The 25245-nt window shown below is 68.6% G+C and carries 24 protein-coding genes; 8 read left to right on the forward strand and 16 right to left on the reverse strand.

Features of this window, described 5'->3' with window-relative positions; genetic code table 11:
* Nucleotides 1–435, reverse strand: a 435-nt coding sequence (locus QN350_RS11755) for a hypothetical protein (RefSeq protein ID WP_323516413.1), incomplete at its 3' end; no start/stop codon positions are given.
* Between the two features lie 228 nt (nucleotides 436–663).
* Between QN350_RS11755 and QN350_RS11760 the strand changes: the two genes are divergently transcribed.
* On the forward strand, nucleotides 664–1872 hold the full coding sequence (locus tag QN350_RS11760) for an aminotransferase class I/II-fold pyridoxal phosphate-dependent enzyme (protein ID WP_322137849.1): 1209 nt from the start codon (nucleotides 664–666) through the stop codon (nucleotides 1870–1872).
* A gap of 46 nt (nucleotides 1873–1918) precedes the next feature.
* Here QN350_RS11760 and QN350_RS11765 read toward each other — a convergent pair whose 3' ends face one another.
* Together QN350_RS11765 and QN350_RS11770 are read right to left on the reverse strand one after the other, a co-directional pair.
* On the reverse strand, nucleotides 1919–2788 hold the full coding sequence (locus tag QN350_RS11765; RefSeq protein WP_323502569.1) for an NYN domain-containing protein: 870 nt from the start codon (nucleotides 2786–2788) through the stop codon (nucleotides 1919–1921).
* A 9-nt stretch (nucleotides 2789–2797) separates the two neighbouring features.
* Nucleotides 2798–3274 (reverse strand): MarR family winged helix-turn-helix transcriptional regulator, encoded by a 477-nt coding sequence (locus tag QN350_RS11770; protein WP_322137847.1) that lies wholly within the window; start codon nucleotides 3272–3274, stop codon nucleotides 2798–2800.
* A 69-nt stretch (nucleotides 3275–3343) separates the two neighbouring features.
* Here QN350_RS11770 and QN350_RS11775 point away from each other — a divergent pair, with 69 nt between their 5' ends.
* Entirely contained in the window at nucleotides 3344–3715 is a 372-nt protein-coding gene (locus QN350_RS11775) for a VOC family protein (protein ID WP_322137846.1), read from the forward strand.
* Nucleotides 3716–3779: 64 nt separating this feature from the next.
* Here QN350_RS11775 and QN350_RS11780 read toward each other — a convergent pair whose 3' ends face one another.
* Entirely contained in the window at nucleotides 3780–4952 is a 1173-nt protein-coding gene (locus tag QN350_RS11780) for a GDSL-type esterase/lipase family protein (RefSeq protein WP_322137845.1), read from the reverse strand.
* Between the two features lie 62 nt (nucleotides 4953–5014).
* On the reverse strand, nucleotides 5015–5587 hold the full coding sequence (locus QN350_RS11785) for a TetR/AcrR family transcriptional regulator (protein WP_322137844.1): 573 nt from the start codon (nucleotides 5585–5587) through the stop codon (nucleotides 5015–5017).
* 87 nt (nucleotides 5588–5674) lie between these two features.
* On the opposite strand from QN350_RS11785, the gene QN350_RS11790 reads away from it, so the two are divergent.
* A complete protein-coding gene (locus QN350_RS11790; protein WP_322137843.1) occupies nucleotides 5675–6658 on the forward strand; it encodes an alpha/beta hydrolase in 984 nt (327 codons plus the stop codon).
* Nucleotides 6659–6796: 138 nt separating this feature from the next.
* A complete protein-coding gene (locus QN350_RS11795) occupies nucleotides 6797–7171 on the forward strand; it encodes an HNH endonuclease signature motif containing protein (RefSeq protein ID WP_322137842.1) in 375 nt (124 codons plus the stop codon).
* A 69-nt stretch (nucleotides 7172–7240) separates the two neighbouring features.
* On the opposite strand, the gene QN350_RS11800 is transcribed toward QN350_RS11795, so the two are convergent.
* The 7 genes from QN350_RS11800 to QN350_RS11830 form a co-directional block, all read right to left on the reverse strand.
* The gene (locus QN350_RS11800) at nucleotides 7241–7825 is read right to left on the reverse strand and encodes a HutD family protein (RefSeq protein WP_322137841.1); all 585 of its coding nucleotides are present in this window, start codon (nucleotides 7823–7825) and stop codon (nucleotides 7241–7243) included.
* Nucleotides 7812–9005, reverse strand: coding sequence for an imidazolonepropionase (gene hutI, locus QN350_RS11805; protein ID WP_322137840.1), 1194 nt, complete (start codon nucleotides 9003–9005; stop codon nucleotides 7812–7814). Before hutI ends, QN350_RS11800 begins: the two co-directional genes overlap by 14 nt.
* The gene (locus QN350_RS11810) at nucleotides 9002–10396 is read right to left on the reverse strand and encodes a formimidoylglutamate deiminase (protein WP_322137839.1); all 1395 of its coding nucleotides are present in this window, start codon (nucleotides 10394–10396) and stop codon (nucleotides 9002–9004) included. Before QN350_RS11810 ends, hutI begins: the two co-directional genes overlap by 4 nt.
* A 32-nt stretch (nucleotides 10397–10428) precedes the next feature.
* Entirely contained in the window at nucleotides 10429–11667 is a 1239-nt protein-coding gene (locus QN350_RS11815) for an allantoate amidohydrolase (protein WP_322137838.1), read from the reverse strand.
* Nucleotides 11664–13331 carry a urocanate hydratase gene (hutU, locus tag QN350_RS11820; protein WP_322137837.1) on the reverse strand — a complete coding sequence of 556 codons (1668 nt, stop codon included), beginning with the start codon at nucleotides 13329–13331 and terminating at the stop codon, nucleotides 11664–11666. Before hutU ends, QN350_RS11815 begins: the two co-directional genes overlap by 4 nt.
* Nucleotides 13332–13377: 46 nt before the next feature.
* Complete coding sequence (locus QN350_RS11825) at nucleotides 13378–14061, reverse strand: IclR family transcriptional regulator (RefSeq protein WP_281535712.1); 684 nt, start codon at nucleotides 14059–14061, stop codon at nucleotides 13378–13380.
* A gap of 133 nt (nucleotides 14062–14194) precedes the next feature.
* Nucleotides 14195–15385 carry an MFS transporter gene (locus tag QN350_RS11830; protein WP_322137836.1) on the reverse strand — a complete coding sequence of 397 codons (1191 nt, stop codon included), beginning with the start codon at nucleotides 15383–15385 and terminating at the stop codon, nucleotides 14195–14197.
* 245 nt (nucleotides 15386–15630) lie between these two features.
* Here QN350_RS11830 and QN350_RS11835 point away from each other — a divergent pair, with 245 nt between their 5' ends.
* Nucleotides 15631–17757, forward strand: coding sequence for an EAL domain-containing protein (locus tag QN350_RS11835; protein ID WP_323516418.1), 2127 nt, complete (start codon nucleotides 15631–15633; stop codon nucleotides 17755–17757).
* Nucleotides 17758–17774: 17 nt separating this feature from the next.
* On the forward strand, nucleotides 17775–18443 hold the full coding sequence (locus tag QN350_RS11840) for a hypothetical protein (protein WP_322137834.1): 669 nt from the start codon (nucleotides 17775–17777) through the stop codon (nucleotides 18441–18443).
* Nucleotides 18444–18484: 41 nt separating this feature from the next.
* Here QN350_RS11840 and QN350_RS11845 read toward each other — a convergent pair whose 3' ends face one another.
* Genes QN350_RS11845 through QN350_RS11860 form a run of 4 tightly spaced genes read right to left on the reverse strand, consistent with a single transcriptional unit; the run spans nucleotide 18485 to nucleotide 22063 of the window.
* Nucleotides 18485–19432: an aminodeoxychorismate lyase gene (locus QN350_RS11845; protein WP_322137833.1), complete on the reverse strand. Its 948-nt coding sequence runs from the start codon at nucleotides 19430–19432 to the stop codon at nucleotides 18485–18487.
* Entirely contained in the window at nucleotides 19429–20550 is a 1122-nt protein-coding gene (gene menC, locus QN350_RS11850; RefSeq protein WP_322137832.1) for an o-succinylbenzoate synthase, read from the reverse strand. The genes QN350_RS11845 and menC overlap by 4 nt, the downstream gene beginning before the upstream one ends.
* Before the next feature lie 29 nt (nucleotides 20551–20579).
* Nucleotides 20580–21230: a MurR/RpiR family transcriptional regulator gene (locus tag QN350_RS11855; protein WP_281535707.1), complete on the reverse strand. Its 651-nt coding sequence runs from the start codon at nucleotides 21228–21230 to the stop codon at nucleotides 20580–20582.
* Nucleotides 21227–22063, reverse strand: a complete 837-nt coding sequence (locus QN350_RS11860) for a GNAT family N-acetyltransferase (protein ID WP_322137831.1) — start codon at nucleotides 22061–22063, stop codon at nucleotides 21227–21229. The genes QN350_RS11855 and QN350_RS11860 overlap by 4 nt, the downstream gene beginning before the upstream one ends.
* Nucleotides 22064–22289: 226 nt before the next feature.
* Here QN350_RS11860 and QN350_RS11865 point away from each other — a divergent pair, with 226 nt between their 5' ends.
* Both QN350_RS11865 and QN350_RS11870 read left to right on the forward strand, forming a co-directional pair.
* Nucleotides 22290–23462 (forward strand): M20/M25/M40 family metallo-hydrolase, encoded by a 1173-nt coding sequence (locus QN350_RS11865; protein ID WP_322137830.1) that lies wholly within the window; start codon nucleotides 22290–22292, stop codon nucleotides 23460–23462.
* Between the two features lie 149 nt (nucleotides 23463–23611).
* Entirely contained in the window at nucleotides 23612–25237 is a 1626-nt protein-coding gene (locus tag QN350_RS11870) for an MFS transporter (RefSeq protein WP_322137829.1), read from the forward strand.
* Nucleotides 25238–25245 lie beyond the last annotated feature (8 nt).

Genomic DNA, 25245 nt, shown 5'->3' on the forward strand with positions numbered 1-25245 from the left:
GGCTTCCCGGGTGGCGGGGAGGTCTTCGGCGAGGGTGCGGCTGGCCTCGATCAGGGTCTCGGCCGTGCGCCGCGGCAGCCGGAGCAGGGCCCCGACCTCGCAGGCGAACTCCTCCTTCGTGGCTTCTTCCGGCGACCACAGCGGGCGCCTCCCGCCGGCGAGTTCTGCCGCTTCTGCGCGGGCCCGGCCGACATCGGCCAACACCCGCTGGGCGGTATAGATCGCGGCTGCCCGGCGAGCGGTCGCCTGATTGATCTCGCGGTCCGCGTCCCGGATCGCGTCATAGACCTCGGCGAGGGACGGCTCAACGAGACCGAGGTGCGGTGGGTTCACATTCGGGTCGGGAGGGGTCCCGGGCGGGGGTTCCGCCGTGCTCTCCACTGTGCTGTCCACTGTGCTTTCCAGATGCGATTCTGAGCGTTCTTCAGCTGTCATGCCGGTCACTCTACGGACCACAACCGACATTCCCGGGACATCCGCCACCCCACGAACCACCTGTGGATAACCCGGTCAGAACCACTTTGTTGAGGAGAGGCAGGGGCTGAGTGGAGGACCACCGCTTGTCGTCGGGTTTGGTGCCGATCAGCCAAGCCCCAGGAGCATCAAGCGGATTCCAACGACATGAAAATACAGGAGGCGGGGCTGTTCCCGTAGCGTGGGGCCATGGTGAACACTCGTCCTGACAAGCACGATCCGCTGTCCTTGAAAGACTCGACTCTGGCCGTGCATGCGGGCAACACGATCGACGCGGGGTCGGGGGCGATTCGCACACCGATCGTGATGGCGAACTCCTATGCGCTGCCGGATGACCCGTCGTCAGTGAGCTGGTCGGGGACGGACGTGCCGCTCTACACCCGCAACTCCGGAGTGAACCAACTCGGCCTGCAGGCGAAGCTCGCTGCCCTGGACGGTGGCGAAGACGCCGTCGCCCTGGCGTCGGGCGTTGCGGCTCTTCATGCGGTGTTCTTCACGTATCTGCGCTCCGGGGACCACGTCGTGGTCGCCGATGTCAGCTACGAGGCAACGTGGCGCTTGTTCACCGAGCTGCTTCCCGACAAGTACGGAATCGAGGCCACGTTCGTCGATATCAGTGACCTCGCCGCGGTCGCTGCGGCGATTCGACCGAACACGCGGCTCGTGCACACCGAGGCGATCGCCAACCCGACGACCCGGGTCGCCGACATCGCGGCCCTGGCGACGATCGCCCATCGGGCGGGGGCGCTGCTCGTTGTGGACTCCACCTTCACTCCGCCCCCGTTCTATCGACCTCTCGCCGACGGCGCCGACCTGGTCGTCCATTCCCTGACGAAGTACATCAACGGTCACGGCGACGCGATGGGCGGCGCGGTGATCGGCTCCCGGGAGCTGATCCAGCGCATCAAGGCGGATGCGATGGTCGACGTCGGCGGGGTGATCTCGCCGTTCAACGCGTGGCTGATCACCCGCGGGTCGGTGACGCTGCCACTTCGCCTCCGGCAGCATTTCGAGTCGGCCCAGCTGGTCGCTGAGTTCCTCGACTCCGACCCGCGGATCGCGTTCGTCGCGTTCCCCGGGCTCGAGAGTCATCCGCAGCACGAGCTCGCCGCGCGGCAGTTCGCCGGCCGGGGCTATGGTGCGATGCTGGCGTTCGCCGTCGCCGGTGATCCCGAGACGCAGAACCGCTTCGTCTCCCAGCTCCGGGTGATCACCTCGGCCGTATCGCTCGGCCACGACGAGTCCCTGATCGTTCATGTCGGCACGAGCGGACCGCGAGTGGCGGCGTACCCTGCGCCGTTCCGCGAGTTCGGGCACCTTCGATTCTCGGTCGGGCTCGAGGATCCCCTCGACCTGATCGCCGACCTCGCGGCAGCGCTCGACGCGACATTCGCGTAGGTCGCAGCGGCCGCGGCCGAAGCTGAAGTCGCTGCCGCGTCGACCGTCAGGCCCGGTTGCGCAACCGCGCGCGGCGGGACTGGCCGTCCTCCTGCAGCTCGGCGATGGAACGCTGCGCCTTCAGGAAATCGGTGAAGGACTTGAAGCCGATCTTCTTCTCATCGAATCCAGGGTCGAGGCGCTTCATCTGCTGCTTGAGAGCGGATGCTGCCATCCAGCCGTCGACGTCGTCATTCGCCCGTCCACGAAGTGCGCGCATGAGGAGCTTGCGAGCCTCCTTCGCAAGGTCTGGCGCGGGTGGCTCGACGGCCGCTGTCCGGGTGGAGTGTGGGATGTCCTCGACGACCTCGTCGGCGAGGTCCTCCCCGAGGTCTTCAACGAGGTCGTGGTAGTAGGAAAACTCGTCGCAGGCGTTCTTGAACGCCGCACTGGTCGAGCCCTGCACACCGATCCCGATGACCGTGCGGCCCAGGCGCCGGGCGCTCTGGGCAAGCGGGATGTAGTCGGAGTCGCCGGCGACGATCACGACATGCGAGATGTCCTGCAGCCGGAACAGGTCCTCGACGACGTCGATGGCCAGACGGATATCCGCGCCGTTCTTGGTGCCCGAGGTGTTGAAAAGCTGCACGAGATCGACCGCGCGGTCGACGAGCTGCTTCTGGTACCGGGTGTTCGCGGGTGCGGCCCAGTCCGCATACGCACGGCTGATCGCGACGGCTCCGAACGACGAGGCGAAGTCGAGAACCGCACCGATGTTCACGGTGGCTTCCTGGAGTCGTTCCACGGTCTTGCCGGTGGCGGTGCGGGCCTTCTCTTTGATGAAGGCACCACGACCATGCACGTTGTCGTATTGGGAAATGATGATGTTGTCGAAATCGATGTAGACGGCGACACGTGTCTCGGACAGTTCAGCCATGGTTCAACGCTACCGCGCGGCGTCTCCGCCAGTGTGAGCGCCGTCGCCGGTGAGGGCATCCCGGCAGGCGATGAGCCGGGCGACGAGTGCCGCGTGTTCCGCGCTCGACAGGGGCGACAGCATCCGTTTTTCGACGCGGGCGACGGCCGCGCTCGCACCCGCCAGGGCCTCACTGCCCGCCGGAGTGAGGCGCGTCGGCCGTGCCCGGCCGTGTTCGGCGACGTCGGCGCGAGCGACCAGGCCACGATCCTGGAGGCCGCGAAGCACCTCGTTCATCGATTGGCGCGTCACGAACGCGCCGCGAGCGAGGTCGGCGTTCGATTGTTCCGGCTCGTGCCCGAGCAACTCGAGTACCGAGTACTGCGACACGGTCAGGCCCTGCGGGCGCAGAACCGCGTCCATTGAGGCGTGCAGTGCCGTCGCCGTCTGCTTGAGCAGGTAACCCACCGAAACGGCCAGATCGCCGACCTTCTCCACTTGACTCATGTCAGCATCCTGACACACAATGGCTATGTAAGGATCCTGACACGCGGGATTCGACGAGGAGAAGAAAACATGACTGTCACCGGACCCGATTTTCTAGCGCTGCAGGTAAGCGACCTCGAGCGGTCGGCGAACTTCTACGAGACGCTGCTCGGGCTGCGGCGCGCGCCCGTGAGCCCGCCCCACGCCGTCGTCTTCGCCACGCAGCCGATCGCCTTCGCCGTTCGGGAACCGATGCCAGGGTTCGACCTCGCTACGGTGCGCCCGTGGGCCGGGGCCGGGGTGGCGCTCTGGCTGCACGCCGACGACTCTCAGGCCGTGCACGACGTCCTGGCCGAGGCGGGAGTCGCGATCGTCACCGTCCCGGCCCCCGGTCCCTTCGGTCTTACCTTCTCATTCAGTGACCCGGATGGTTACGTCGTCACGATCCACGACCAGGTGTGACGAGACCGGCGGGACCGGCCCGACTCGGCCGGTCCGCTCGGTCCGACCGCCGCAACGGGAGTCGTCAGGCGGCGAAGGCCCCCTTTGCGCCGAACTCGAGTCGGGCGAAGCGCTCGGCGATGCTGTGGTGCGTCGCGGCATCCGGGTGGAGGCGGTCGGGCAACGGATGCTCGGCGAAGTCAGCGGCGCCGTAGAGATCGAGGCCGTCGAGGTAGTGCAGGTTGGGATCCGTGGCCGCCCGCTGCCGAGCGATACGCGCCAACTCGGTCCTGATGACGGTGAGCGTGAGCTTCCCGGTGGATGTCTCGGCCGGGTCCCCGGTGGCCACGAACTGCATTCGCCCGGCGGCGAGGGCCGCACGATCGAACGCGCCGGGTCCGGGGATGTCCTCGTGGATGGGGCAGAGGATGGGGGAGATCAGCAGTAGCGGTGTCGCCGGATGGCCGTCGCGGATGGTGTCGAGGAAGCCGTTCACGGCAGGGGCGAAGGCGCGCAGGCGCATCAGGTCAAGATTGACGAGATTGATGCCGATTTTGGCGCTGATCAGGTCGGCGGGAGTGTCCCGCATGGTGCGGGCGATGAAGGGGTCGAGCAGTGCGCTGCCGCCGAAGCCGAGGTTCACCAGATCCACCTGGCCGCTCGAGGCGGCGAGCGCAGGCCAGGTCTCGGTGGGATTCACGGCGTTGGAGCCGTGGCTGATCGAGCTGCCGTGGTGCAGCCAGACCCGGTTCCCTGTCGCCGGTGCGGGCTCGATCGTGCCGTTGGAGCGGAGGGAGACGAGTTCGGTTCTTTCGTTGTGCGGGAGCCAGATCTCGATGGTCTTGAGGTGATCCGGCAGGCCCGTGAAGCGGAGGGTGCTGACCGGCCCGACGTGGTTCGTGGTGGCGCCGGTGGCCATATCGACGGTGACGGTGATGCCGGTCGTCGCGACGGCCTGGCCGGCCAGTCGCCCATCCACAAGGAGTTCGTACACGCCGACCGGGCGTGGCGGGGCGCCCAGGTAGACCAGCTTGGTGGGGAGTACGTCGAGTTCGAGGTCGGTCGCTCGGGTGCTGAAGGCCAGTCGGACCCCGGAGGGCTGGGCTTCCATGGTGGCCAGCTGCGGGTCGGCGTAGCCGCGAGCCCAGGCGGGCAGGCGGTGCGGGAGCAGACCGTGGACGGTCTGTTCCGAATCAAGGGCGCCGCGGACGAGGTCGGCGATGATGGGCGTGGTGATCCAGTCGTGGTGGGAGGACATCTGTGGGCCTTCTAGTGGGGGAACTCGGAGATGGTGGGAAGTTCTGCGGGGCCGTGCGGGAGTCAGTCGGGCGCCGGCCAGGCCCGAAGCAGGGCGTCGAGGGCATCCAGGGTGCGAGTCCAGGATTCCTGGGAGTCGGGGGAACTCTTGCCGAATCCGCCCTCCAGCTCGAGGGTCGCAAAGCCGTGGAAGACGCTGCCGAGCAGCCGGACGGCATGCGTCTGGTCCGGTTCCGTCAGGTCGTAGCCGCGCAGGATCGCGCGGGTCATCGCGGAGTGGCGGACGCCGGCGCTCTCGATCGCGGTCTCCCGGTCGAGCCGGAAGTGCATGGCGGCGTAACGCCCGGGATGTTCGCGGGCATAGTCGCGGTAGACGTTGCCGAGCGCGACCAGGGCGTCTTTGCCGGCGCGGCCGGCCACGGCATCCGCTGCCCGGTCGGCGAGCTCCTGCAAGGCGAGCAGGGCGATCCTGGTCTTGAGGTTGTGCGAGTTGGTGACGTGAGAGTACAGGCTCGCGACCTTGACGTCGAAGAGCCGGGCGAGCGCCGAGAGCGTGACGTTGTCGAATCCGACTTCGTCGGCGAGGTCAGCGCCCGCCTGGGTGAGGCGGTCCGCGGTCAATCCTGCGCGTGCCATGAATGCTCCCTTTTGCCTAATGGTAACTCAGTTTTACCTAATGTATTTAGGTAGCTTCGTGACCAGTGCCGCTGGGATAATTTCCCCATGAGCGAGGCAGGCAACATCCAGTCAGCGACCGAGGCCGCGACCACCCGGGGCGACAGGGTCTTCTTCTGGATCACCCGCATCGTGTCCACGCTCGGCGTGATCGTCACGGTCTGGGCGGCGGCATCGACGGGATCGATGCTCGTCCACGGTCATCCGGCATACCTGATCCTGCTTGTGCTCACCTTCATCGTCAGCCTTGTGATCGCCGTGCGCTCCTGGCTCGCCCGGGCGGTGCGCCACCGCGGATGGAAGGTGATCCGGGGCGTGCTCGGCGTTCTCTCGCTCGGGGTGATCGCACTGGCCTGGTGGATCGTGCCGTCGACGGCGGTCGAGCCGGCCCTGTCGGCGATGCATTCAGACGCACGGGTGACCGTGACCGAGACGGCCGACCAGATCGTTCTGCAACCGACGGGAGCCGTGAGCGAGGTCGGAGTATTCTTCCAGCCGGGCGCTCGTGTCGACGCTCGCGCCTACGCTGCGGTTCTCCGCCCGCTCGCCGAGGCCGGCCACGTCGTCGTCATCCCCAAGCAGCCTTTCGGCATCGCGTTCCTCTCGACGGGAGCATTCGGGTCGGCGCGCGCCGGGCATCCGCCGGTAACCCGCTGGGTCGTCGGCGGCCACTCGCTCGGCGGGACGGTCGCGGCGATGGATGCCCAGTCCTTCGCCGGTGCGTCGACAGACCCGGTCGTCGGGTTGTTGTTCTTCGCCTCCTACCCGGCGAACGACCTGAGCGGGCTGAAGGCCAGCGTGCTGTCGATCTCCGGCACGAACGACGGCCTGGCAACTCCGGACAAGATCAGCGCGTCGAAAGCGTCGCTGCCGGCGGATGCGGGCTATCTGGTGATCGAGGGCGGCGTGCACGCGTTCTTCGGCGACTACGGCCAGCAGTCCGGAGATGGCCAACCGTCCATCTCCCAGGATGCCGCGCGCGCCGAAATCTCGGCGGCGAGCGTTGGCTTCGTGAACGCCTTCGACCAGTAGGGCGAGTGTGCGGCCAGTCGCCCGCGCTGAGAATGCGGCCGGCCTGTCCGCGGTCGGCGGCCCGCTGCCCGGCTCACCGGCAACCTCACCCACGTCGACGGCGGCTTCCAAGGTGTCCTGTTCGGGGCGAACAACCAGGTGCTCAAGCTCGGTCCGGAGCGACGGTACTTCAACCGGGCGCAACGCCGGGCGATCACCGCCCGCGACGGCGGCTGCATCATCCCCGGCTGCAAAGCACCCGCGCACTGGGCCGAGGTGCACCAAGTGAAGCCGTGGGCGAAGGACGGCCCGACGACAGTGGACAACGGGGTGCTGCTGGGTTGGTTCCATCACCACACGATCGATACCTCGGGGTGGGAGATCCGCATGCTGAAGGGCTCACCCCAAGTGCGGGCCCCCGGACTCATCGACCCGCAAGACTCTGGCGGACACCGAACCGACACCGCGCCCATCAGGTTCTCACCGGACCACCCAACCGCGACTGACCGGGCCGATCAAGTCACGCGACGGTGATTCGCGGTTCTCGTCGCACACCGGCTACCGGTCCTGCCTCTCGGCGAATCGCGTTCAGGGACACCGTGGTTACCTCGCGGCCATGGATGCGAGGGCCAGGATGGCCTCGCCGCGGAGCGTCCGATCCCGTCCCGGTGTGGCGAGCAAGGCGTCGCGGAGGCCAAGGGTGCGGACGTTCGTGCCTGGCGCGCCGCCGATCTCGACCTCGCCCTCGAGGACGACGACCAGGACGCTCTCGTCGGGGCCCGGCTTCACCGAGAACGGGCCGGTGAGACGCTCGACCCGGAGGGAACCCGTCGCGGCAGTGCGGCGCAGCATCAGGTTCAGGTCGTCGGAGCTCTCCGCCGACCCGGTCGACGAGACCACGCTCTCCCCGGGGAAGGCGCAGACCTCGTACTGGCGGACGTGCTGCGCCGCGCCGTCGATGGTCAGGTCGAGCCCGGCCTCGGACAGCGGGACGAGGTATCGGTCGAAGCCGGCGAACTCGGAGAAGACCGAGTCGCCGGCGATCGTCGCGATGCTGACCCGCCAGTCGAAGTTGTCCATCGTCGCCGCTCGGGGCGCTGCAGCCACCGTGCTGGTCCAGCCTCCGCCATTGCGCCAGGCGACAGGAACCCGGGCGCGCGCGCGGAAGACCGGATCAGAAGGCTGCACGGGCGGCACGAACCACCGCCGGGGGCAGACGTTGTCCGAGGAGCCAGGTGGCGGCGGTGAGCGGCACTCCCGGTCGATAGGCGATGTGCGAGATCGAGGGCGCGTCAAGCACCTGCAGATCGGCGCGACCGCCGACCCGGAGCGAGCCGACGGCATCGGCCCCCGAGTCACGCCCGAGGGCGCGGGCGCCGCCGCGGGTGGCCGCTCGCACGGCTTCCTCCACGGTCAGGTGCATCTGCAGCACGGCCGTCGCGATGCAGAACTGCATCGACGTCGTGTACGAGGTGCCGGGGTTGCAGTTGGTCGCGATCGCGACGGTGACACCCGCGTCGAGGAGCGCGCGGGCCGGCGCGAGCGGTTCCCGGGTGGACAGGTCGCAGGCAGGCAGCACGGTCGCCACGGTGTCCGACCCGGCCAGGGCGTCGAGGTCCGCGGGAGTCAGGTAGTTGCAGTGGTCGACGCTCGCCGCCCCGAGCTCGACGGCCAGGGCGACGCCTCCGCCATGGCCGAGCTGGTTGCCGTGCACCCGCAGGCCGAGCCCCGCCGCCCGGCCGGCGAGCAGGACCTCGCGGGACTGTTCGACGTCGAACGCCCCGCGCTCGCAGAACACGTCGATGAAACTGACCCACGGAGTGACGGCGGCGAGCATCGGGCCGGTCACGAGGTCGAGGTAGTCGCGGGCGCTGATGCCCTCCGGAACCAGGTGCGCGCCGAGGAAGGTCACCACGTCCGCTCCGCGCGAAGCGATCTCGGCGGAGCGGCGCTCGGTGTCCACGTCGAGGCCGTAGCCGGTCTTGGTCTCGAGGAAGGTGGTTCCCTGCGCCCGCGCCTCGTCGCGCAAGGCTCGGAGATTGGACTCGAGTTGGGCATCCGTCGCGGCCCTCGTTGCGTTCACCGTGGTGCTGATGCCGCCGGCGGCATATTTCGTGCCGGCCATGCGCGCCTCGAATTCGGCCGAACGGTCGCCGGCGAAGACAAGGTGGGAATGCGAGTCCACCCAGCCGGGCAGCACGGCCCGCCCGCCGACACTCGTGCGCACGTCGGCGACGGGCGGATGCTCGGCGTCGCCGATCCAGGCGATCCTGCCGTTCTCGATCACGAGCGCGGCGTTCGCGCGACGGTCCTCGTGGTCGGCGAACGTGCTCAGCTCGCCGATATCGGTGATCAGTTCGGAGGTCATGCGCGTTCCTTCGGGATCAGGCGGGCCGGGTTCGTGCGCTCGATGGTGTCGTCGAGCCGGTGCAGGGCCGCACCGAGCAGGACTGCGGGGTCGGCAGCGGGCGACACGAGAAGCCCGTCGCTCGCGATGATACGTCCGCCGACGATGACGCGGCGCACATCGCTCGCGGTAGCGACAAGCGGGAGCTGGTCGGGACCCGCGCCGACGGTGCGGACCGAGGCGGTGTCGAGTTCGACGAGGTCCAGCCACGCACCGACCTGCAGCCCGCCGGTCCCGAGCCCGAGCGACGCGTAGCCGCCGCGGGTGAGCGTCTCGGCCAGTTCCGGTGGTGAGAAGCGGCCGCGCCGACCGGAGGCGAGACGTTCGCCGGCCTCGAGGCCGCGGGCCTCGAGAAACGGGTCGACGACCGCGTTCTGGTCGGATCCGAGGGCAAGCCGGGCGCCGGCATCCGCCAGGCGTCGAGCGGGCCCGATCCCGTCCCCCAGGTCGGCCTCTGTGGTCGGGCAGAACACGGCCGTCACCCCGGCGTTGCCGAGAAGCTTGATGTCCGCGTCGGTGAGGTGGGTCGCGTGCACGACGCTCAGCCGCGGACTGAGCGCGCCGAGTTCGTGCAGCAGGCCGGTCGGAGTGAGGCCGTATTCAGTGAGGCACTCCGCGTTCTCCTGGGGCTGTTCGGAGAGGTGGATGTGCAGCGGCACCGTGGGCGGCAGCCCGGCGAGAATCGTCGCCATCGCCGATCGGGGCACGGCCCGCACCGAGTGCAGGGCGGCTCCGAGCGTGACTGCTGGGCCAGGGCCGGCCAGAGTGCGAGCGCCGGTACCGAGGGTGTCCCACAGACTTTCCCAGCGCTGAAGCCAGGCCTCCGCCGAGCCGTCGCCGAACCGCCGCTGCAGCTCTGAGAGCGGGCGATCGGCGCCTCCGCGCAGGTAGCAGGTGTCGAGCAGGGTCAGGCGGATCCCGGTGTCGCGCGCGGCGGCCGCAACCGCGAGCTCCATCGCGTGAGCGTCCGGGTACGGCCGGCCGTCCTGCCGGTGGTGCACGTAGTGGAATTCGCCGACGGCCGTCCAACCGCTGACGAGCATCTCGGCGAACACCGCCGAGGCGAGTTCGTAGTAGAGGTCGGGGTCCAGAGCGGATGCCGCGGCGTACATATTCTCTCGCCAGCGCCAGAAGTCGCCGCCGTCCGCCTGCGTGCGTCCGCGCAGGGCGCGATGGAAGGCGTGCGAATGCGCGTCGCCCATTCCGGGGACCACGGTGCCGAGGACCGTGTCGCCGGCGCTCGCCGGAACGCCCCGATCGAGCCGGGCGATCGTCCCGTCCGGCGCCGCGTGCACCCGCACCGCGTCCACGGGCGCGCCGTCGACCAGGGCGGTCGCGCACCAGAACGTCACAGTGCTCTCCGATGACACAGTGCTCTCCGGCGTCACAGCAGCTCCCGGAGAACCTGCTCGAGCGCCGCGACGCCGGCGAGGCAGTCATCGAGGGTGGCGAACTCCTCCGGTGAATGGGAGATGCCGGTCGGGTTCCGCACGAAGATCATCGCGGTGGGCAGGCGACTCGACAGCACGCCGGCATCGTGGCCGGCCCCAGTGGGGAGCGTGGGGACGCCGTGCAGGGAGCGAACGAGCCGGTCGCGCAGCGCCGGGTCGAAGGCGACGGCCCCGCTCCAGGATTCCTCGACGACAACCGCCGTGCACCCCTCCGCTGCGGCGGCCTCGGAGACCCGCGCGGTGATCTCCGTGACGAGGTCCCGCGCCGCGGCGTCCTCGGTGGCCCGGGCATCGAGCCAGACCGCGACCTGCGAGGAGATCACGTTGGTGCCGCCCGGCACGGCCTCGATCCGGCCGATCGTGGCCCGGGATCCGGGGTTCGCGACGGCGGCATCGCGAACGGCGAGCATCGAGCGGCCGGCCGCGAGCATCGGGTCCCGGCGGTCGGTCATCCGCGTGGCACCGGCGTGGTTGCCCTCCCCGGTGAAGGTCACGCGCCAGCGCCCGTGCGCGAGGATCGACGAGGCGACCGCGACCGGGCTGCCCAGGTCGATCAACCCGCGACCCTGCTCCACGTGCAGCTCGACGAACAGGCCGATGCGAGCGAGGGCGGTTCGGTCCTCGCCGAGGCGGGCCGGGTCGATCCCGGCAGCGGATGCCGCCGCTCCGAGCGAGATACCCTCCGCGTCGACGAGAGCGCGGGCTCGATCGGCGTCGAGTGCGCCGGTCATCAGCCGGGAGCCGAGGCAGGCGATGCCGAACCGGGAGCCCTCCTCCTCGGCGAAGACCAGCACGGCGCAGGGGCGTGCGGGCCGGAACCCGCTCGCCTGCAACCGGTGTATCGCCTCGAGGGCGCTGACCACGCCGAGGGGGCCGTCGTACGCGCCGCCGCCGGGAACGGAGTCGAGGTGGCTGCCCACGACGATCGCATCGTCGCCGCGCGGGCCCCACCACGCCCAGGTGTTTCCGTTCTTGTCGATCTCCACGTCGAGCCCGAGCCGGACGGCGCGTTCGGCGAACCAGTCGCGCAGTTCACGGTCGGCCGGCTGCCAGAGGTGCCGGGAGTAGCCACCGCGCCGGGCGTCCCTGCCGATCTCAGCGATCTCGTCGAGGCCGGAGAGCAGGCCGTGCGCGGTTGCCGGCCCCGTGCCGGTGGTGGCCGACTCCGTCATTCGCCCTCCCACATCGGCACGCGCAGCCCGCGCTCGCGGGCAACGGCGGCGGCACGCTCGTAACCGGCGTCGACATGGCGCATCACCCCGGTGCCGGGGTCGTTGATCAGCACCCGTTCGATCTTCTGCGCGGCGAGGTCCGTGCCGTCGGCAACGGTGACCTGGCCCGAGTGGATGGACCTGCCCATGCCGACGCCACCGCCCTGGTGGATCGACACCCACGTCGCGCCCGACGCCGTGTTGAGAAGGGCATTCAGCAGCGGCCAGTCGGCGATCGCGTCCGAGCCGTCTTTCATCGCCTCGGTTTCGCGGTAGGGGGAGGCGACGGATCCGGCGTCGAGGTGGTCGCGCCCGATCACGATCGGGGCGCTGATCTCGCCGGAGGCCACCATCTCGTTGAACTTGAGCCCGGCGAGGTGCCGTTCCTTGTAGCCGAGCCAGCAGATCCGGGCGGGCAGGCCCTCGAACTGCACCTTCTCCTGGGCGCCGTGGATCCAGCGCGCGAGCTTCGCGTCGTTGGGGAAGAGCTCGAGGATCGCCCGGTCGGTCGCGGCGATGTCGGCCGGATCCCCGGAGAGCGCGGCCCAGCGGAACGGCCCCTTGCCCTCGGCGAACAACGGCCGGATATAGGCGGGCACGAAGCCGGGAATCTCGAACGCCCGCTCGCAGCCGCCGAGCACGGCCTCCGCGCGGATCGAGTTGCCGTAGTCGAACACTTCGGCTCCGGCGTCGCGAAACCCGACCATGGCGGTGACGTGCTTGGCCATCGATGCCCGCGCCCGGATCGTGAAGTCCTCGGGGTCCGCGGCGGCGCGGGTGTGCCAATCGGCGACGCTGATGCCCTCCGGCAGGTAGCTGAGCGGGTCGTGTGCGCTGGTCTGGTCGGTGACGATGTCGATCGCGACTCCGCGTTCGAGCAGTTCGGTGAAGACGGATGCGGCGTTGCCGACGAGTCCGACGGAGAGCGCCCGGCGCTCCGCCTTCGCGGCGAGGACCCGGGCGACGGCGTCGTCGAGGTCGTCCGTCATCTCGTCGAGGTAGCCGTGGTCGACGCGGCGCTGCAGGCGCGCAGGGTCGACGTCGACGATGAGTACCGCGCCGCCGTTCATCGTCACGGCGAGGGGCTGGGCGCCGCCCATGCCGCCGGCCCCTCCGGTGAGGGTGAGGGTTCCGGCGAGCGTGCCATCGAATCGCTTGTCCGCGATCGCGGCAAAAGTCTCGAACGTGCCCTGCAGGATCCCCTGGGTGCCGATGTAGATCCACGAACCGGCGGTCATCTGGCCGTACATGGTCAGCCCGGCCTGCTCGAGCTTGCGGAACTCGGGCCACGTCGCCCAGTCCCCGACGAGGTTTGAGTTCGCGATCAGCACCCGAGGCGCCCAGGTGTGGGTGCGGAAGACCCCGACCGGCTTGCCGGACTGCACGAGCAGGGTCTCGTCGTCCTCGAGCTCACGGAGGGTGCGCACGATCGCGTCGAACGCCTCCCAGCTGCGGACGGCCTTCCCGGTGCCGCCGTAGACGACGAGATCGTCGGGGCGCTCGGCGACTTCGGGGTCGAGGTTGTTCATCAGCATGCGCAACGGCGCCTCGGTCTGCCAGCTCTTCGCGGTCAGGGTGGTGCCCCTGGCTGCACGGACCGGACGGGGGAGATGCTTCTGGGCCACGATTTTCTTCCTTCTGGTTGATGCTGGTTGATGCTGGCTGGCTGGATCAGGTCTGGTTCGGCAGCGGGTCGGAACCCAGCCGTTCGGAAATCTCGCCGGCGACCCGGACGAGGAGAGCGCCGATGCTTTCGAGGCCGGGATCGGTGACGCGATAGTTCGGGATCACGACCGAGAGCGTTGCGACGATGGTGCCGACCGAGTGGACGGGGACGGCGATCGCAGTCGAGTCATGGTCTGCTCCGCTTCGGACGACCGCATACCCGTGGACGCCGACCCGGCCGGCGAACGCCGTGCCCGCCGCCGTTGTCGAGCGGGGAATCACCCGGCCGACCCAATTGGCCAGTTGCACCGGATGGGTCCCCTGCACGCCGGCCGCGTACAGCATGGTGTCCGAGGTCGACGGCAGCCCGAGGTAGGCGTTTTCGCTCGTGAGCTCGACGATCTCGTGCAGCTTCGGCTCCGCGACGGAGACGATGGTCTCCCGGGAAAGCGCCTGGGCGCCGAGGCGGATGGTGATGCTTCCCGGGCGGTAGTCGCCGCTGTCATCGCGGGAGACGAACCCGGTTGTCTCGAGGGTGCGAAGCAGCCGGAGGGTGGTCGAGACCGACAGGTCGCTGCCGCGGGCGGCTTCGGTCAGGGAGACGGCACCGTGTTCGCACACATAGGCGAGGAGACCGAGCGCGCGCTCGACGGTCCTGGTACCCGTGGATTCCGGAGCGTCCGCGCTCATGTCAGCACCTTTCGAGAGAATCCGCTCAGGCTAGTCCGAGAAGATTTCCATCTAGTGACAACATGATTTCATTTTTCGAGGTGCGGGGCAAGGCCTCGCGAGTAAGACCGTCGACCGGGAACAGATGCCGGGCTCAACCGGGCTGGGGCGCCTCGAGGGGGATGCCTTTCGGCTTGCGCAGGGCTCGGGTGGCGGGCAGGACCAAAACGAGGATGACGAGCGGGATCAGGAAGGCGAGACCGAAACCGGTCTGATCCGCGACAACCCCAACGATCACGGTGCCGAGGATGGCGCCCGCGTAGTTGAAGAGGTTCACCCTCGCGATGGTCTCGTCGCTGCGGGAGGGCAGAACGTCGCCGGCGGCCCCGAAGGAGAGCGGGACAAGTGCTCCCGCGATGACGCCGGTGAGGGCGAAGCCGATGATCGCGCCTGCGCTGGTCGGGACGAGGGCGATCACGACGAATCCGATTCCACCGAAGGCGATGGCCGATGTCGCGATGACCGTGCGGGCGGTGCGGCGGGCGAGATAGTCCACGCCGAGCCGTGAGACGAGCACCACGATCTGGTACGCGGCATAGCCGAGCGGCGCAGCCCACGCCGCCGTGTGCAGCGTGCCGCTGAGATAGACGCTGCTCCAGGTGCTCACAGCGGAGTCGGCGACGAACGCCGCGAGGATGAGCGCCCCGATCACGAAGACGGGCCAGCGCGGAATGCGGGTGGCATCGCGGGCGTGGCCGGGGGCGCGGGCCGCGTGACCGGTGTCGAGGAGCCGCCAGCCGGCGACGATGACGAGAACATCGACGATGCCGACGATCGCGAGGGCTGCACCGGCGCCGGCCGGGGTCTCCACGAGCGCGACCATCAGGAATGCCCCGACGATCGCGGCGAGGGTGTACGCGGCGAAGAACCGCCCGAGGAGGGGTCGGGGCCTGCCCCTCTGGACGAGGACGCCCTGCATCGCGGTCGAGGCATCCACGGCTCCCAGCCCGACACCGAAGACGAGCACGGCACCCACATAGATCGGGGCCGGCTGCGCGGTCGCCATCAGAAAGAACCCGACGGCCTGGGCGGCGATGCCGCTCAGCAACGCCGCCTTGCTGTTGCGGCGGACGGCGATCGCGTCGGCGAGAACGGAACCGCCCGCCGCGGCAAGGGAGACTCCGAGAAGGAGCAGGGCCACCAGGGTGGCGTCGAGGGACTGTCGTGCCTGGATGGTGGGGAGGGAGGTCACGACCACCGCGTAGCCGAGGCCCTGCACGGCATACGTCGAACCGACGGAGATCAGTTCGGCGCGCGGGGCGGGGCGATACGGGCTCAGCTCCACAGCGGATGCCGCTTCCGGACGATGGAGAAGGCCTGGCTCGCAATGTCGATCGTCATATCCACATCCGTTTCGGTGGCAGGGCTGGTTCCCCCGAGGATACAAGCGTGAAGTCCTCGGCGCAGGCCGCCGCGACGAGGCCCGCGGTTCGTCCAGATGCCGCGGGTCCTCTCCCGGTCTAGAGTGAGAGCGCGTCCGTCCATTTTTGGGGTCTGGCGGCGCTTGCGCTCGGGGGATGTATGAATCGCATGGTCAGTCCGATCTTTCCGAACCGATCCGAACCGGTCGGGAACAACGCGGTGCCCGGCGCCGGAGCTGAGCTGCTCGCCCGGGCCTTCGCCGCGACGTCCACCGTCTCCCTGATCACCGACGTGGCGCAGAACATCCTGCACGTCAGCGCAGCGTTCACCGCGATCACCGGGTACAGCGAGGACGAGATCCTCGGGACCAACTGTCGGCTTCTGCAGGGACCCGGGTCCAGCGCCGACGTCCGGGGGGCGATCCGGCGTGCACTCGAGGCCGGTGAAGGGTTCGACGGCGACATTCTCAACTACCGCAAGGACGGCTCGCCGTTCTGGAACGGTCTGAGCATCGTGCCGCTCCGGGACCCCGCCGGCGAGATCACGCACTATGTCAGTGTGCAGCGCGATATCAATACCAGGATCACCCTCCAGGAGAAGCTGGACTTCCAAGCCGGCCACGACGCCGTCACCGGCCTGCCGAACCGTTTCGGCTTCGAGTCGTACCTGCAACGTCGATCAACGGATGCCGCTCCGACCGGCCGCCCTGACCGCGCCGGGCTCGGGCTGATCGCCCTGGACCATTTCCGAGGGGTCCGGCATTCGTTCGGATTCTCCGGAGCCGATGACGTGCTCGCGGAATTCGCCCGCCGCCTCAAGGGCCGGCTCCGGGAGGGTGACTACCTCGCGAGCTTCAGCGGCGACCAGTTCGTTGTCGTCCTCGAGGGCCTCTGCGACGACGCATCGCCTGAGCTGGCCGCCCGGCTCGAGCGCCTGCACGAAGCCGTCGAGACCCCGTTCCCGGTCGACGGCGAGTCCGTGATGCTCGGGATGACCATGGGGATCACGCCGTTTCCCGCCCGGAGTTCCGGGACACACGTCCTCCGGCTGGCAAGCCAGGCGCTCCCGGAACCCGGCTCGGATTCTTCGCGTCCGGACGCATGGTGGCGGCTCGCTCCCACGGAACCGGTTGTCGACTGGGACACGACGATGGCCGCGACGGATTTCCGCCGCGGGGAGAGATCCCGCGAACTCCGGGAACGCCTGTTCGCCGGGGGACTGTCGATGTACATGCAGCCGATCATCGGCCTGGTCGACGGGACCCCTCGTCGCGTCGAAGCCCTCGCCCGGCTGACCCTCGCCGACGGCACCGTCGTTCCGCCGGACAGCTTCGTGCCGCAACTCGGCAGCAACGACCTCGACGAGCTCTTCCGGATCGGTCTCAACGAGGCCCTCGGCTGGGTCGCCCGGTGGGAGCAGGACGGACTGGCCCTCGATGTCTCGGTGAACCTGGCCCCGTCGACACTGCTGCACCCCCTGTGCACCCGATGGGTCGCGAAGGCACTGCGTCGGTACGGTCTGGCCCCGAACCGGCTCAGCCTCGAACTGCTCGAGACGCAGGAGCTGGATGCGGCGGCCTCGCGCGCGGTGCTCGAGGAGCTCACCGGCCTCGGCGTCGGGCTCGCCCTCGATGACCTCGGCTCGGGCCACAGCAGCCTGAAACGGCTCGTCCAGCTGCCGTTCGACTCGATCAAGATCGACCGCGGACTGCTCGCCGGCGTCGCCACGAAACCGGTCGAGACACTCAGCCTCATTGCGACCCTGTCCCAGATGGGTCGAGACATGGGTGCGACCGTTGTTCTGGAGGGGATCGAGAATGCCGGCCTCGCCGAGGCGGCATCCGTGCTCGGAGCCTCACTCGGCCAGGGCTACTACTTCGCACGCCCGATGCCGGCCGCGGACGTGCCGTCCTGGGCGGCAGGTTTCGGGCTTCCCGAGGGATTCCATCTTCCTGACCGAGCCGTCCGACTGCACACCGAGCTCGGCGCGCTCGCGTATCACTGGCAATTCACCCGCTGGGGATCCCCGCATTCCTTCCTCATCGATGCCTGCCCCCTGACGGGATTCATCGCCGATCGCGGCATCGCCGGCAGCGCACCGCAGCTCTGGCATGACCTCCAACATGGCGTGGACGGTGGTCACGATCGAGCCAGCGGCCTCCTGCTCGACTGGCTGGTCGACCAGAGCACGGGCCAGGTGGGCCAGACTGCACAGACTGCACAGACTGCACAGACTGCACAGACTGCACAGACTGCACAGACGGGACAGACGGGCGGGCTCAGGGCTGGCGCATAGATTCACTGGCTAACGTCGTGAGGTACCCCACTGGGTACCTCGTCGACAGCCGTCGAATGATGCTCGCGAAGGGAGTCGTCGTGCCCCAGCTGGAACGGCAGGACGGCAGACGAACGCGCGGGATCGCGATCATTGGTATGGCCGTGGCACTCTGCGCCGTTCTCGGCTTCACCGGCTGGAACCTCGTGGGTCTGGGGATCGGCGCCGTCCCCGGAACCGCGGTCACCTGTCCGACCGCCGACCCCGTCGTCGTCGGCGCGATCACCGTGCCCGCCGGGCCTGTTGCCGGCTATTGCCAGGACCGCCTGGTCAATGCCGCGCACATCATGAATGCCGGGCGGGATCTCGGGATCGGGACGCACACCCAGACCGTCGGCGTGATGACGGCCCTGGGCGAGTCGGGTTTGCGGGTGCTCGACCACGGCGACGCGGCAGGTGCCGACAGCCGCGGGCTGTTCCAGCAGCGCGACAACGGCGCCTGGGGAACACTGGCCGACCGGATGGACCCCTACGTCTCTGCGCAGAATTTCTTCACCAAGCTGACGAAGGTCGCCGGCTGGAAGGAGATGGAGCCGACACTGCTTGCCCACGCGGTCCAGGTCAACGCCGACCCCGAGCACTACGCGGCGTACTGGGCGCGGGCGGAGGACATCGTGGCGGCCCTCGCGATCCCCGCGGCCCCGTGACGCACGGGGCCGCGAGGATCGCGAGGTCGTACAGCAGGGCCTCAGCTGCGGCGAGTGACCAGATAGTCCAGCGCCGCGGTGTGGAGCTGGGCGTCGAAGCCGCGGGCGACCCCGTCGATCTCGACGATCGGCACGATCTGCCGCACGCTCGAGGCGAGCCAGACGGAGTCTGCGGCATGCAGCTCGTCGGGAGTGACGGTGCGGTACTCGGTGGTCAGCCCGTTCGTCTCCGCGTACTCAAAGAAGGCGGCCTGTGCCGTGCCGGCCAGGATGCCCTGGTCGGTCGACGGCGTGACGAGGTGCCTGCCGAACTGCAGCACGGCTGTCGATGTCGGCCCTTCCAGGACGAACCCGTCGCTGCTGATGAAGATCACGTCGTCGGCTCCCCGGCGCTCCGCCTCACGGTAGACCGACTTGTTCACCGCGTAGGAGAGGGTCTTCGCTCCCTGCAGCAACCATGGGGACGTCTGGGCGACATCGTGGCGGTAACCGCGGTCGAGGGTGACCACCTTCAGGCCGTGGGTGCGCGCCTCGGTGAAGTCGGGTTCCGGGTCGACGAAGACCCAGCCCGTGCACCGGCCGGCGCCCTCGATGCCGCGGGTGAGCACGAGCTTGACCGACAGGCGTTGGTGGGTCGACGCTGCGATTCCCTGGCGGATGCCCTCGCGGTAGAGGTCGAGGCACGGAGCCGGCAGGTCGAGCAACCTGGCCGAATTGGACAGACGGGCCAGGTGCGGCTCGAGGGCCTGGCCGAAACCGTCGATGGCGTCGAGCGTTTCGAAGATGCCGTCGCCGCGGGTCACGGCGAGGTCGAGCACCGAGATCTGCGGGTCGGACGGGTCGGCGCGACGGACCGAGGACGCGAGCGCGGAGGCATCCGTACCGGTCTGGGTCGGGTCGTCCAGCATGAACAGCACGCGGGGGTCCGCCCCGTCTGTGGGCGAGGCGTCCGCGTTCGTCGCAACGGGATTCGTGTCTGCTGTGCTCATCGTTCTGCTCCATAGTGCTCGTGGCTGATCGTGTTCTCGGAAATCCAGTCGGGCAGCACCGCGTAGCCGAGACCCGGCCCGGTGGGAACGGTCACCATGCCGTCGACCGCGGTGACCGGGGGGTCGATGATGTCCTTCGCGTAATACTTCTCCGACGCCGACACATCGGACGGGTAGCTGAAGTTGGGTAGCGACGACAGGGCGACGTTGGCCGCACGCCCGATGCCGAATTCGTGCATGCCGCCGCACCACACCGGGATGCCCGCGTCCCTCGCGAGATCGTGTGCGGCGCGGGCGACGGTGAGACCGCCCATCCGCGACACCTTGATGTTCAGGATCCGGCCGGCGCCGAGGGCGATCATCGTGCCGATGTCGTCGAGGTCCACGACTCCCTCGTCGAGGCAGATCGGGGTCTCCAGGGTGGCCTGGAGCCTGGCATGGGCGACGAAATTGCGGGGTGCGTACGGCTGTTCGATCATGCTGAGGCCGAATTCGTCGAGACCGCGCATCAGGGCCGTGGTTTCGTCGGTATCCGCGTAGATCCCGTTCGCGTCCACATGGACGTCCTGCTTCGGGAAGGCGGCGCGTACCGCCCGAACGGGACCGATGTCCCAGCCCGGCTTGATCTTGAGCTTCACCCGGCGGTATCCGGCGTCGACATGGCGGGAGACCTCGGCGAGCAGGGCGTCGATGGACGATTCGATGCCGAGGGAGACCCCCGCGGCGACCTCGGCGCGGGTGCCGCCCAGCGCCACAGACAGCGGTTCGTCGCGCGCTCCGGAGTACAGGCTCCACGCGGCCATGTCGAAGCCGGCCTTGGCGAACTCGTGGCCGCGGATGCGTGCCCACGTCGTCGCCAGCTCGGCCGGCGTCTCCCACTCGTGCCCGATGATCGCGGGGACGATGTACTTCTTCGCGACGAGCAGGGCCGTGTCCACGGTCTCCGAGGAGTAGAAGGGGTCGCTCGCCGATGCGATCTCGCCCCAGCCGATCGCGCCGGATTCTTCGGTCAGACGCACCACGATGTGGTCGAGGTGGCTCTTGCGGTGAGAACTGGTCTCGAAACCGTGCACCAACGGCAACCGGGTGACAAACAGGGAAACGCCCACTACCTTCATCGTGCTCCTTCGATGCTGCGTTCCATTGTTCACTCCACGTAACTGTTCAGGATCTGGTTCAGATGCTCCCGCTCGGCAAACCGGCGCCGCGCTCCCTTGGCACTGGCAATACTCAAGGTACTCACCAGGTGGATGACGGCGGCCACCGCCGTGGGGGAGTCGGCGGACGAGGCGCTGCTGGTCGGTACCGTCACGGTTTCGGTGGCGAAGGCCGCGACGGGCGCATCGGGGGAGTCCGTGACGGCGATCACGGTGCCGCCGGCCGCGGCGAACCGTTCGGCGACGAGCACACTCTGCCGCTGGTACCTGCGGAACGAGAACACCACGAGCACATCGGTCGGGCGCACGTCGCTGAGGACGTCGATCGAGCGGACGGCGGCTTCGTCGATGAGAAGCACCTGTGAGAGTCCGGCCGAGAGGTCCCAGGCGAACAGGGTCGCGTAGGCGAAGGACTTGCCCGCGCCGAGCACATACCGCCTGCGAGCGGCCACGATCCGGGCCGGTGCGCGCACGAGGGCATCGTCTTCCCCGAGGTGCGCGAACGTCTCGGCCAGGTTCTTCTTCTCGCTCTCCACGATTCGCGCGCGCAGGACCGACGACGAGGACCGTTTCTGCAGCCGCGCTGCGTACCGGTCCTCCGGGCTCGCGAGGGTCTCATTCGCCGCGTTCGCCTCGGTCATCGAGCTGCCTGGTGGATGCGCGGCGCAGCCTCCTGGGTCCCGGCCGCGACGAACACGTATGCGGCGCTCGTGCCGTCCACCCGGACGCAGGATTCGGCGACGTAGCCGCGCTCGAAGAGGTCGGTGAAGGTTTCCGCCACGGCCGCGCGCAACGCCTGGACGATCGCGGGAGCGAGTGTCTTCGCGGGAGTGTCGGACGGAATCGGCACGTGGATGACGTCGCCGTCGCCCACCGGCCGACCCCAGTGCCGGGGCAGCGTCGTTCCCAGTGCGGTGGGATCCACGACGGGGAAGCTCGGGGGGATCGGCGCCGCGGCGCGGGGCGGCGTGGCAGACCCGATAGCGGCGGACGCCAGCGACCAGTCCACGATCAGGCGGTCGGAGAACGGCTCGTCGTAGTAGTTCGCGGCGAAGCGCACTCCGCGGGCGCCGAGCACGTCGAGGTTGAAGTGGGCATTGCGGGCAAGGGTCGGGTCGAACGCCCAACGCATCGAGGTGAGTCCCTCTGATCTCGCGATGATGGCCTGTTCCTGCTTGAGTAGGCGGCCCACTCCCTTGCCCTGCCAGGCGGGGTCGATGAACGCGGCTTGCGAGTACAGGTAGGGGGCCCCGGATTCGAAACCCACGAATCCGTAGGCGAAACCGACGAGCTCGCCGGCGCCGTCCCGCGCGGCAACGGCCGCACCGCCGTTGCCCACGATTGCCGAGAGCAGCTTCGGGTTCAGGCTGTGATCGGCCGCGGTATAACCGAACACCCGGGTATACAGCTCGCTGGCATGGCCGAACACGGCGCGTGACCGGGTGGATTCCACCGTGAGTTTCAGGTCACCCATGTTGTGTCGTTTCCCTGTCCTGGTCTTTTCGGAACACGATGTTCCAGAACCAATCTGACAATCATAAACAACTTATGTGTCGTATTCGTTTCGCAACTCTCAAGTAACTCCACGAACTAGTCGAAGGATAGGTAACATATCTTCTACCTGTTCCGAGCCTGCCACCGCCTGAGGAGATGCCGTCATCACAACCACTGGACCCGTCATCCCCGACGCATCCGCACGCGTGCGTGCACTGGCGACCCTCGAGGACTACGTGCTGCGCGAAACGCCGACCGGGGCGAGCGCAGCCATCACGGCGTTCACCGATGCCCTCGCGATCCGCTATACGGAACTCGGCGGCACGGTCGTCCTGCACCCGACACCGGGAGGCGCTCACCTGGTGGCGGACTTTCCCGGGCGCGGCAGCGGCGTCGGCGCCGCCCCCGTTCTCCTGATCGGGCACTCCGACACGGTGTGGCCGGTCGGCACCCTCGCCGGCGACGTACCGTGGACCATCGACGGCACCCGCATCACCGGTCCGGGGGTCTACGACATGAAATCCGGCCTCGTGGTCATGGAAGAGGCCCTCGAGTTGCTCCGTGCGCGGGCCGCGACCGGCGCAGTGGACCACGCTCCGGTGCGGATCATCGTCACGGCAGACGAGGAAATCGGCTCCCCGACCTCGGGCGCGCTGCTCCTGGCCACGGCCGAAGGCTGTTCGGCGGCCATCGGCTTCGAGTCTCCGCATCCCAACGGTGACCTCAAGGTCGGGCGCCTCGGCAGCACCCGCCTGGCGCTCGCCGTGTCCGGTGTTCCCGCCCACGCCGCCCTCGACCCGGAGAAGGGTGTCTCCGCGACCGAGGAGATCATCGACCAGCTGCTGCGGGTGCGGGACATCGCCGCCCGCGCGACGACCCGCGCCGGTGCACGCCCGGGCGCCCGGGTGCTCTACAACCTCGGATCCATCACAGCACCCGGCCTGGCCAACGTCGTGGCGGACAACGCCGTGGCCGTGCTCGGCTTCCGCTTCTCCGATCCGGACATCGAAGGCGAAGTCCTCGACGAGATCGAGGCGCTGGTGCCGATCCGCCCGCGAGCGGAGGTGGCCATCACCCGTCTGTCCTACCGCCCGGCCTGGAAGCCCAGGGTCGCCGACCAGAAGCTGTCGGCGTTGATCTCCGGCTGCGACTCCCGGCTCGGCGACACCCGTCCGGGCCTCTCCCCCCTCGGCGCAGCCCCGGCGGCCGGCGCCGCAGACACCAACCTGCTCGGCGCATCCGCCCTGGGCGTTGTCGACGGTTTCGGACCCCGCGGGGGCGGTGCGCATGCCCGCAGCGAGCACATCATCGTCGCCTCGCTCTGGGAACGAATCCGCCTGCTGGCCGCGGTCCTCACAGCCATCCACCTGCCGGGCTGAGCGGCCTCGCCCGCCACCGGTCGAGGAGGCGACCGGCCCTTCCTCTTTCGCGCGGTTCGGGGCGATGTCATACTCACCTCGAATAGGGGGTGCCGGACAGCAACGGATGCGGGGGTCAGCGACGTTCGCGTCGGATTGCGGGTGACTCGATGAACAAGTGGACGGCGGTCGCGGTCCTCGGAAGTGCGCAGTTCGTCATGGTGCTCGACAGCACCGTCATGAACGTGTCGATCTCGACCGTTGTCACGGACCTGGACACCACGGTCGCCGCCATGCAGAGCGCGATCACGTTCTACACCCTCACGATGGCGGCGGTCATGCTGCTCGGCGCAAAGCTCGGTGATGTCTGGGGCCGGCGGCGCGCGTTCGTGATCGGCGCGATCGTCTACTCCTGCGGTTCGCTGTTGACGGCACTGAGCCCGAATTTCGTGGTGCTCTTCCTCGGCTGGTCGGTCGTCGAAGGGCTCGGCGCCGTGCTGGTGATCCCGGCCATCGCCGCTCTCGTCGCGGAGAACTACCGGGGCAGCGACCGCGTGACCGCGTACGCGATCATCGGCGCCGTGTCCGGGGCCGCCGTCGCCGCCGGCCCCCTGATCGGAGGCTACGTCACGACCTACCTGAACTGGCGGTACGTCTTCGTGTCCGAAGTCGTGATCATGATCGGCGTCGTCCTCACGGCACGCCTCATCGCCGACAACAGCAGGCCGAGCAGTAGCAGGATCGACGTCCCGAGCGTTCTGCTCTCTGCGGCGGGCCTCGTGCTCGTGGTCTACGGGATGTTGCAGAGCAAGACCTGGGGGTGGATCCTCCCGAAGCAAGCCCCCGAGATCAATGGGAATCCGATCGAGCCCCTGGGCCTGTCCCTCGTGCCCTACCTGATCCTGCTGGGTGCATTCCTGCTCGTGCTGTTCTCCGGCCGCCAACGGCGACTGGCCGAGACGGGCAGGGCGCCGCTCCTCGATATCGGGCTGTTCTCGATCACGCAGCTCCGATCCGGGCTCTCCGTGTTGGGCGCGCAGTACGCGTTCACCGCCGGGGTGTTCTTCATGATTCCGATCTACCTGCAGATGACCCTGGGCCTCAACGCCCTGGAGACCGGGCTGAAGATCTTTCCGCTGTCGATCGCGCTCATCCTCTTCTCCGTCGTCGGCACCCGGTTGTCGACGCTGTGGTCACCGCGCCGAATCGTGCGCGTGGGGCAGGTCGTCCTCGTCGGAAGCGCCGCCTGCCTGCTCGGGTCGGTCTCGCTGGACCTGAAGAGCGTCGTGTTCGGCATCGGGATGTTCACGGCGGGGGCTGCACTCGGCCTTCTCGCCTCGCAACTCGGAAACGTGAACATGTCCAGTGTCGGCGAGGAGAAGACGAGCGAGGTCGGCGGACTCCAGGGCGTCTTCCAGAATCTCGGCTCCTCGCTCGGCACCGCGCTGATCGGGTCCGTGCTGATCGCGTCGCTCTCGTCCTCGTTCTTCGGATCCGTGGAGAGCAGCAGCCTCCCCGACACCGTGAAATCCGCAGTCAGCACGCAGACCGAGGCCGGAATCGCCATCGTGCCCGTCTCGAGTGTGGCCCGTATCGCGACGGACGCCGGACTGTCGAGCACAGACAGTGCCGCGTTGACCACGATCTACAGCGAATCGCAGGTGTCGTCCCTGCGGGTGTCCTTTTTCGCGCTGATCCTCTTCGCGCTCGGATCCCTGCTGTTCTCCAGGAACATTCCGAACAAGACCGTCGCGAGACGCCAGGGGAAGACCCGCGAGGCGCAGCAATCGCCGTGACCACGCCC

Origin of the sequence: Cryobacterium sp. 10I5 (assembly GCF_035019865.1) — a bacterium.
In the GTDB taxonomy this organism is placed as follows: domain Bacteria; phylum Actinomycetota; class Actinomycetes; order Actinomycetales; family Microbacteriaceae; genus Cryobacterium; species Cryobacterium breve_A.

Bases quoted from the DNA above. Each gene is read 5' to 3' on its own strand.
- QN350_RS11760 (WP_322137849.1), top strand. From the start codon at position 664: ATGGTGAACACTCGTCCTGACAAGCACGATCCGCTGTCCTTGAAAGAC.
- QN350_RS11765 (WP_323502569.1), bottom strand. From the start codon at position 2,788: ATGGCTGAACTGTCCGAGACACGTGTCGCCGTCTACATCGATTTCGAC.
- QN350_RS11770 (WP_322137847.1), bottom strand. From the start codon at position 3,274: ATGAGTCAAGTGGAGAAGGTCGGCGATCTGGCCGTTTCGGTGGGTTAC.
- QN350_RS11775 (WP_322137846.1), top strand. From the start codon at position 3,344: ATGACTGTCACCGGACCCGATTTTCTAGCGCTGCAGGTAAGCGACCTC.
- QN350_RS11780 (WP_322137845.1), bottom strand. From the start codon at position 4,952: ATGTCCTCCCACCACGACTGGATCACCACGCCCATCATCGCCGACCTC.
- QN350_RS11785 (WP_322137844.1), bottom strand. From the start codon at position 5,587: ATGGCACGCGCAGGATTGACCGCGGACCGCCTCACCCAGGCGGGCGCT.
- QN350_RS11790 (WP_322137843.1), top strand. From the start codon at position 5,675: ATGAGCGAGGCAGGCAACATCCAGTCAGCGACCGAGGCCGCGACCACC.
- hutI (WP_322137840.1), bottom strand. From the start codon at position 9,005: ATGACCTCCGAACTGATCACCGATATCGGCGAGCTGAGCACGTTCGCC.
- QN350_RS11815 (WP_322137838.1), bottom strand. From the start codon at position 11,667: ATGACGGAGTCGGCCACCACCGGCACGGGGCCGGCAACCGCGCACGGC.
- QN350_RS11825 (WP_281535712.1), bottom strand. From the start codon at position 14,061: ATGAGCGCGGACGCTCCGGAATCCACGGGTACCAGGACCGTCGAGCGC.
- QN350_RS11835 (WP_323516418.1), top strand. From the start codon at position 15,631: ATGGTCAGTCCGATCTTTCCGAACCGATCCGAACCGGTCGGGAACAAC.
- QN350_RS11845 (WP_322137833.1), bottom strand. From the start codon at position 19,432: ATGAGCACAGCAGACACGAATCCCGTTGCGACGAACGCGGACGCCTCG.
- menC (WP_322137832.1), bottom strand. From the start codon at position 20,550: ATGAAGGTAGTGGGCGTTTCCCTGTTTGTCACCCGGTTGCCGTTGGTG.
- QN350_RS11855 (WP_281535707.1), bottom strand. From the start codon at position 21,230: ATGACCGAGGCGAACGCGGCGAATGAGACCCTCGCGAGCCCGGAGGAC.
- QN350_RS11860 (WP_322137831.1), bottom strand. From the start codon at position 22,063: ATGGGTGACCTGAAACTCACGGTGGAATCCACCCGGTCACGCGCCGTG.
- QN350_RS11870 (WP_322137829.1), top strand. From the start codon at position 23,612: ATGAACAAGTGGACGGCGGTCGCGGTCCTCGGAAGTGCGCAGTTCGTC.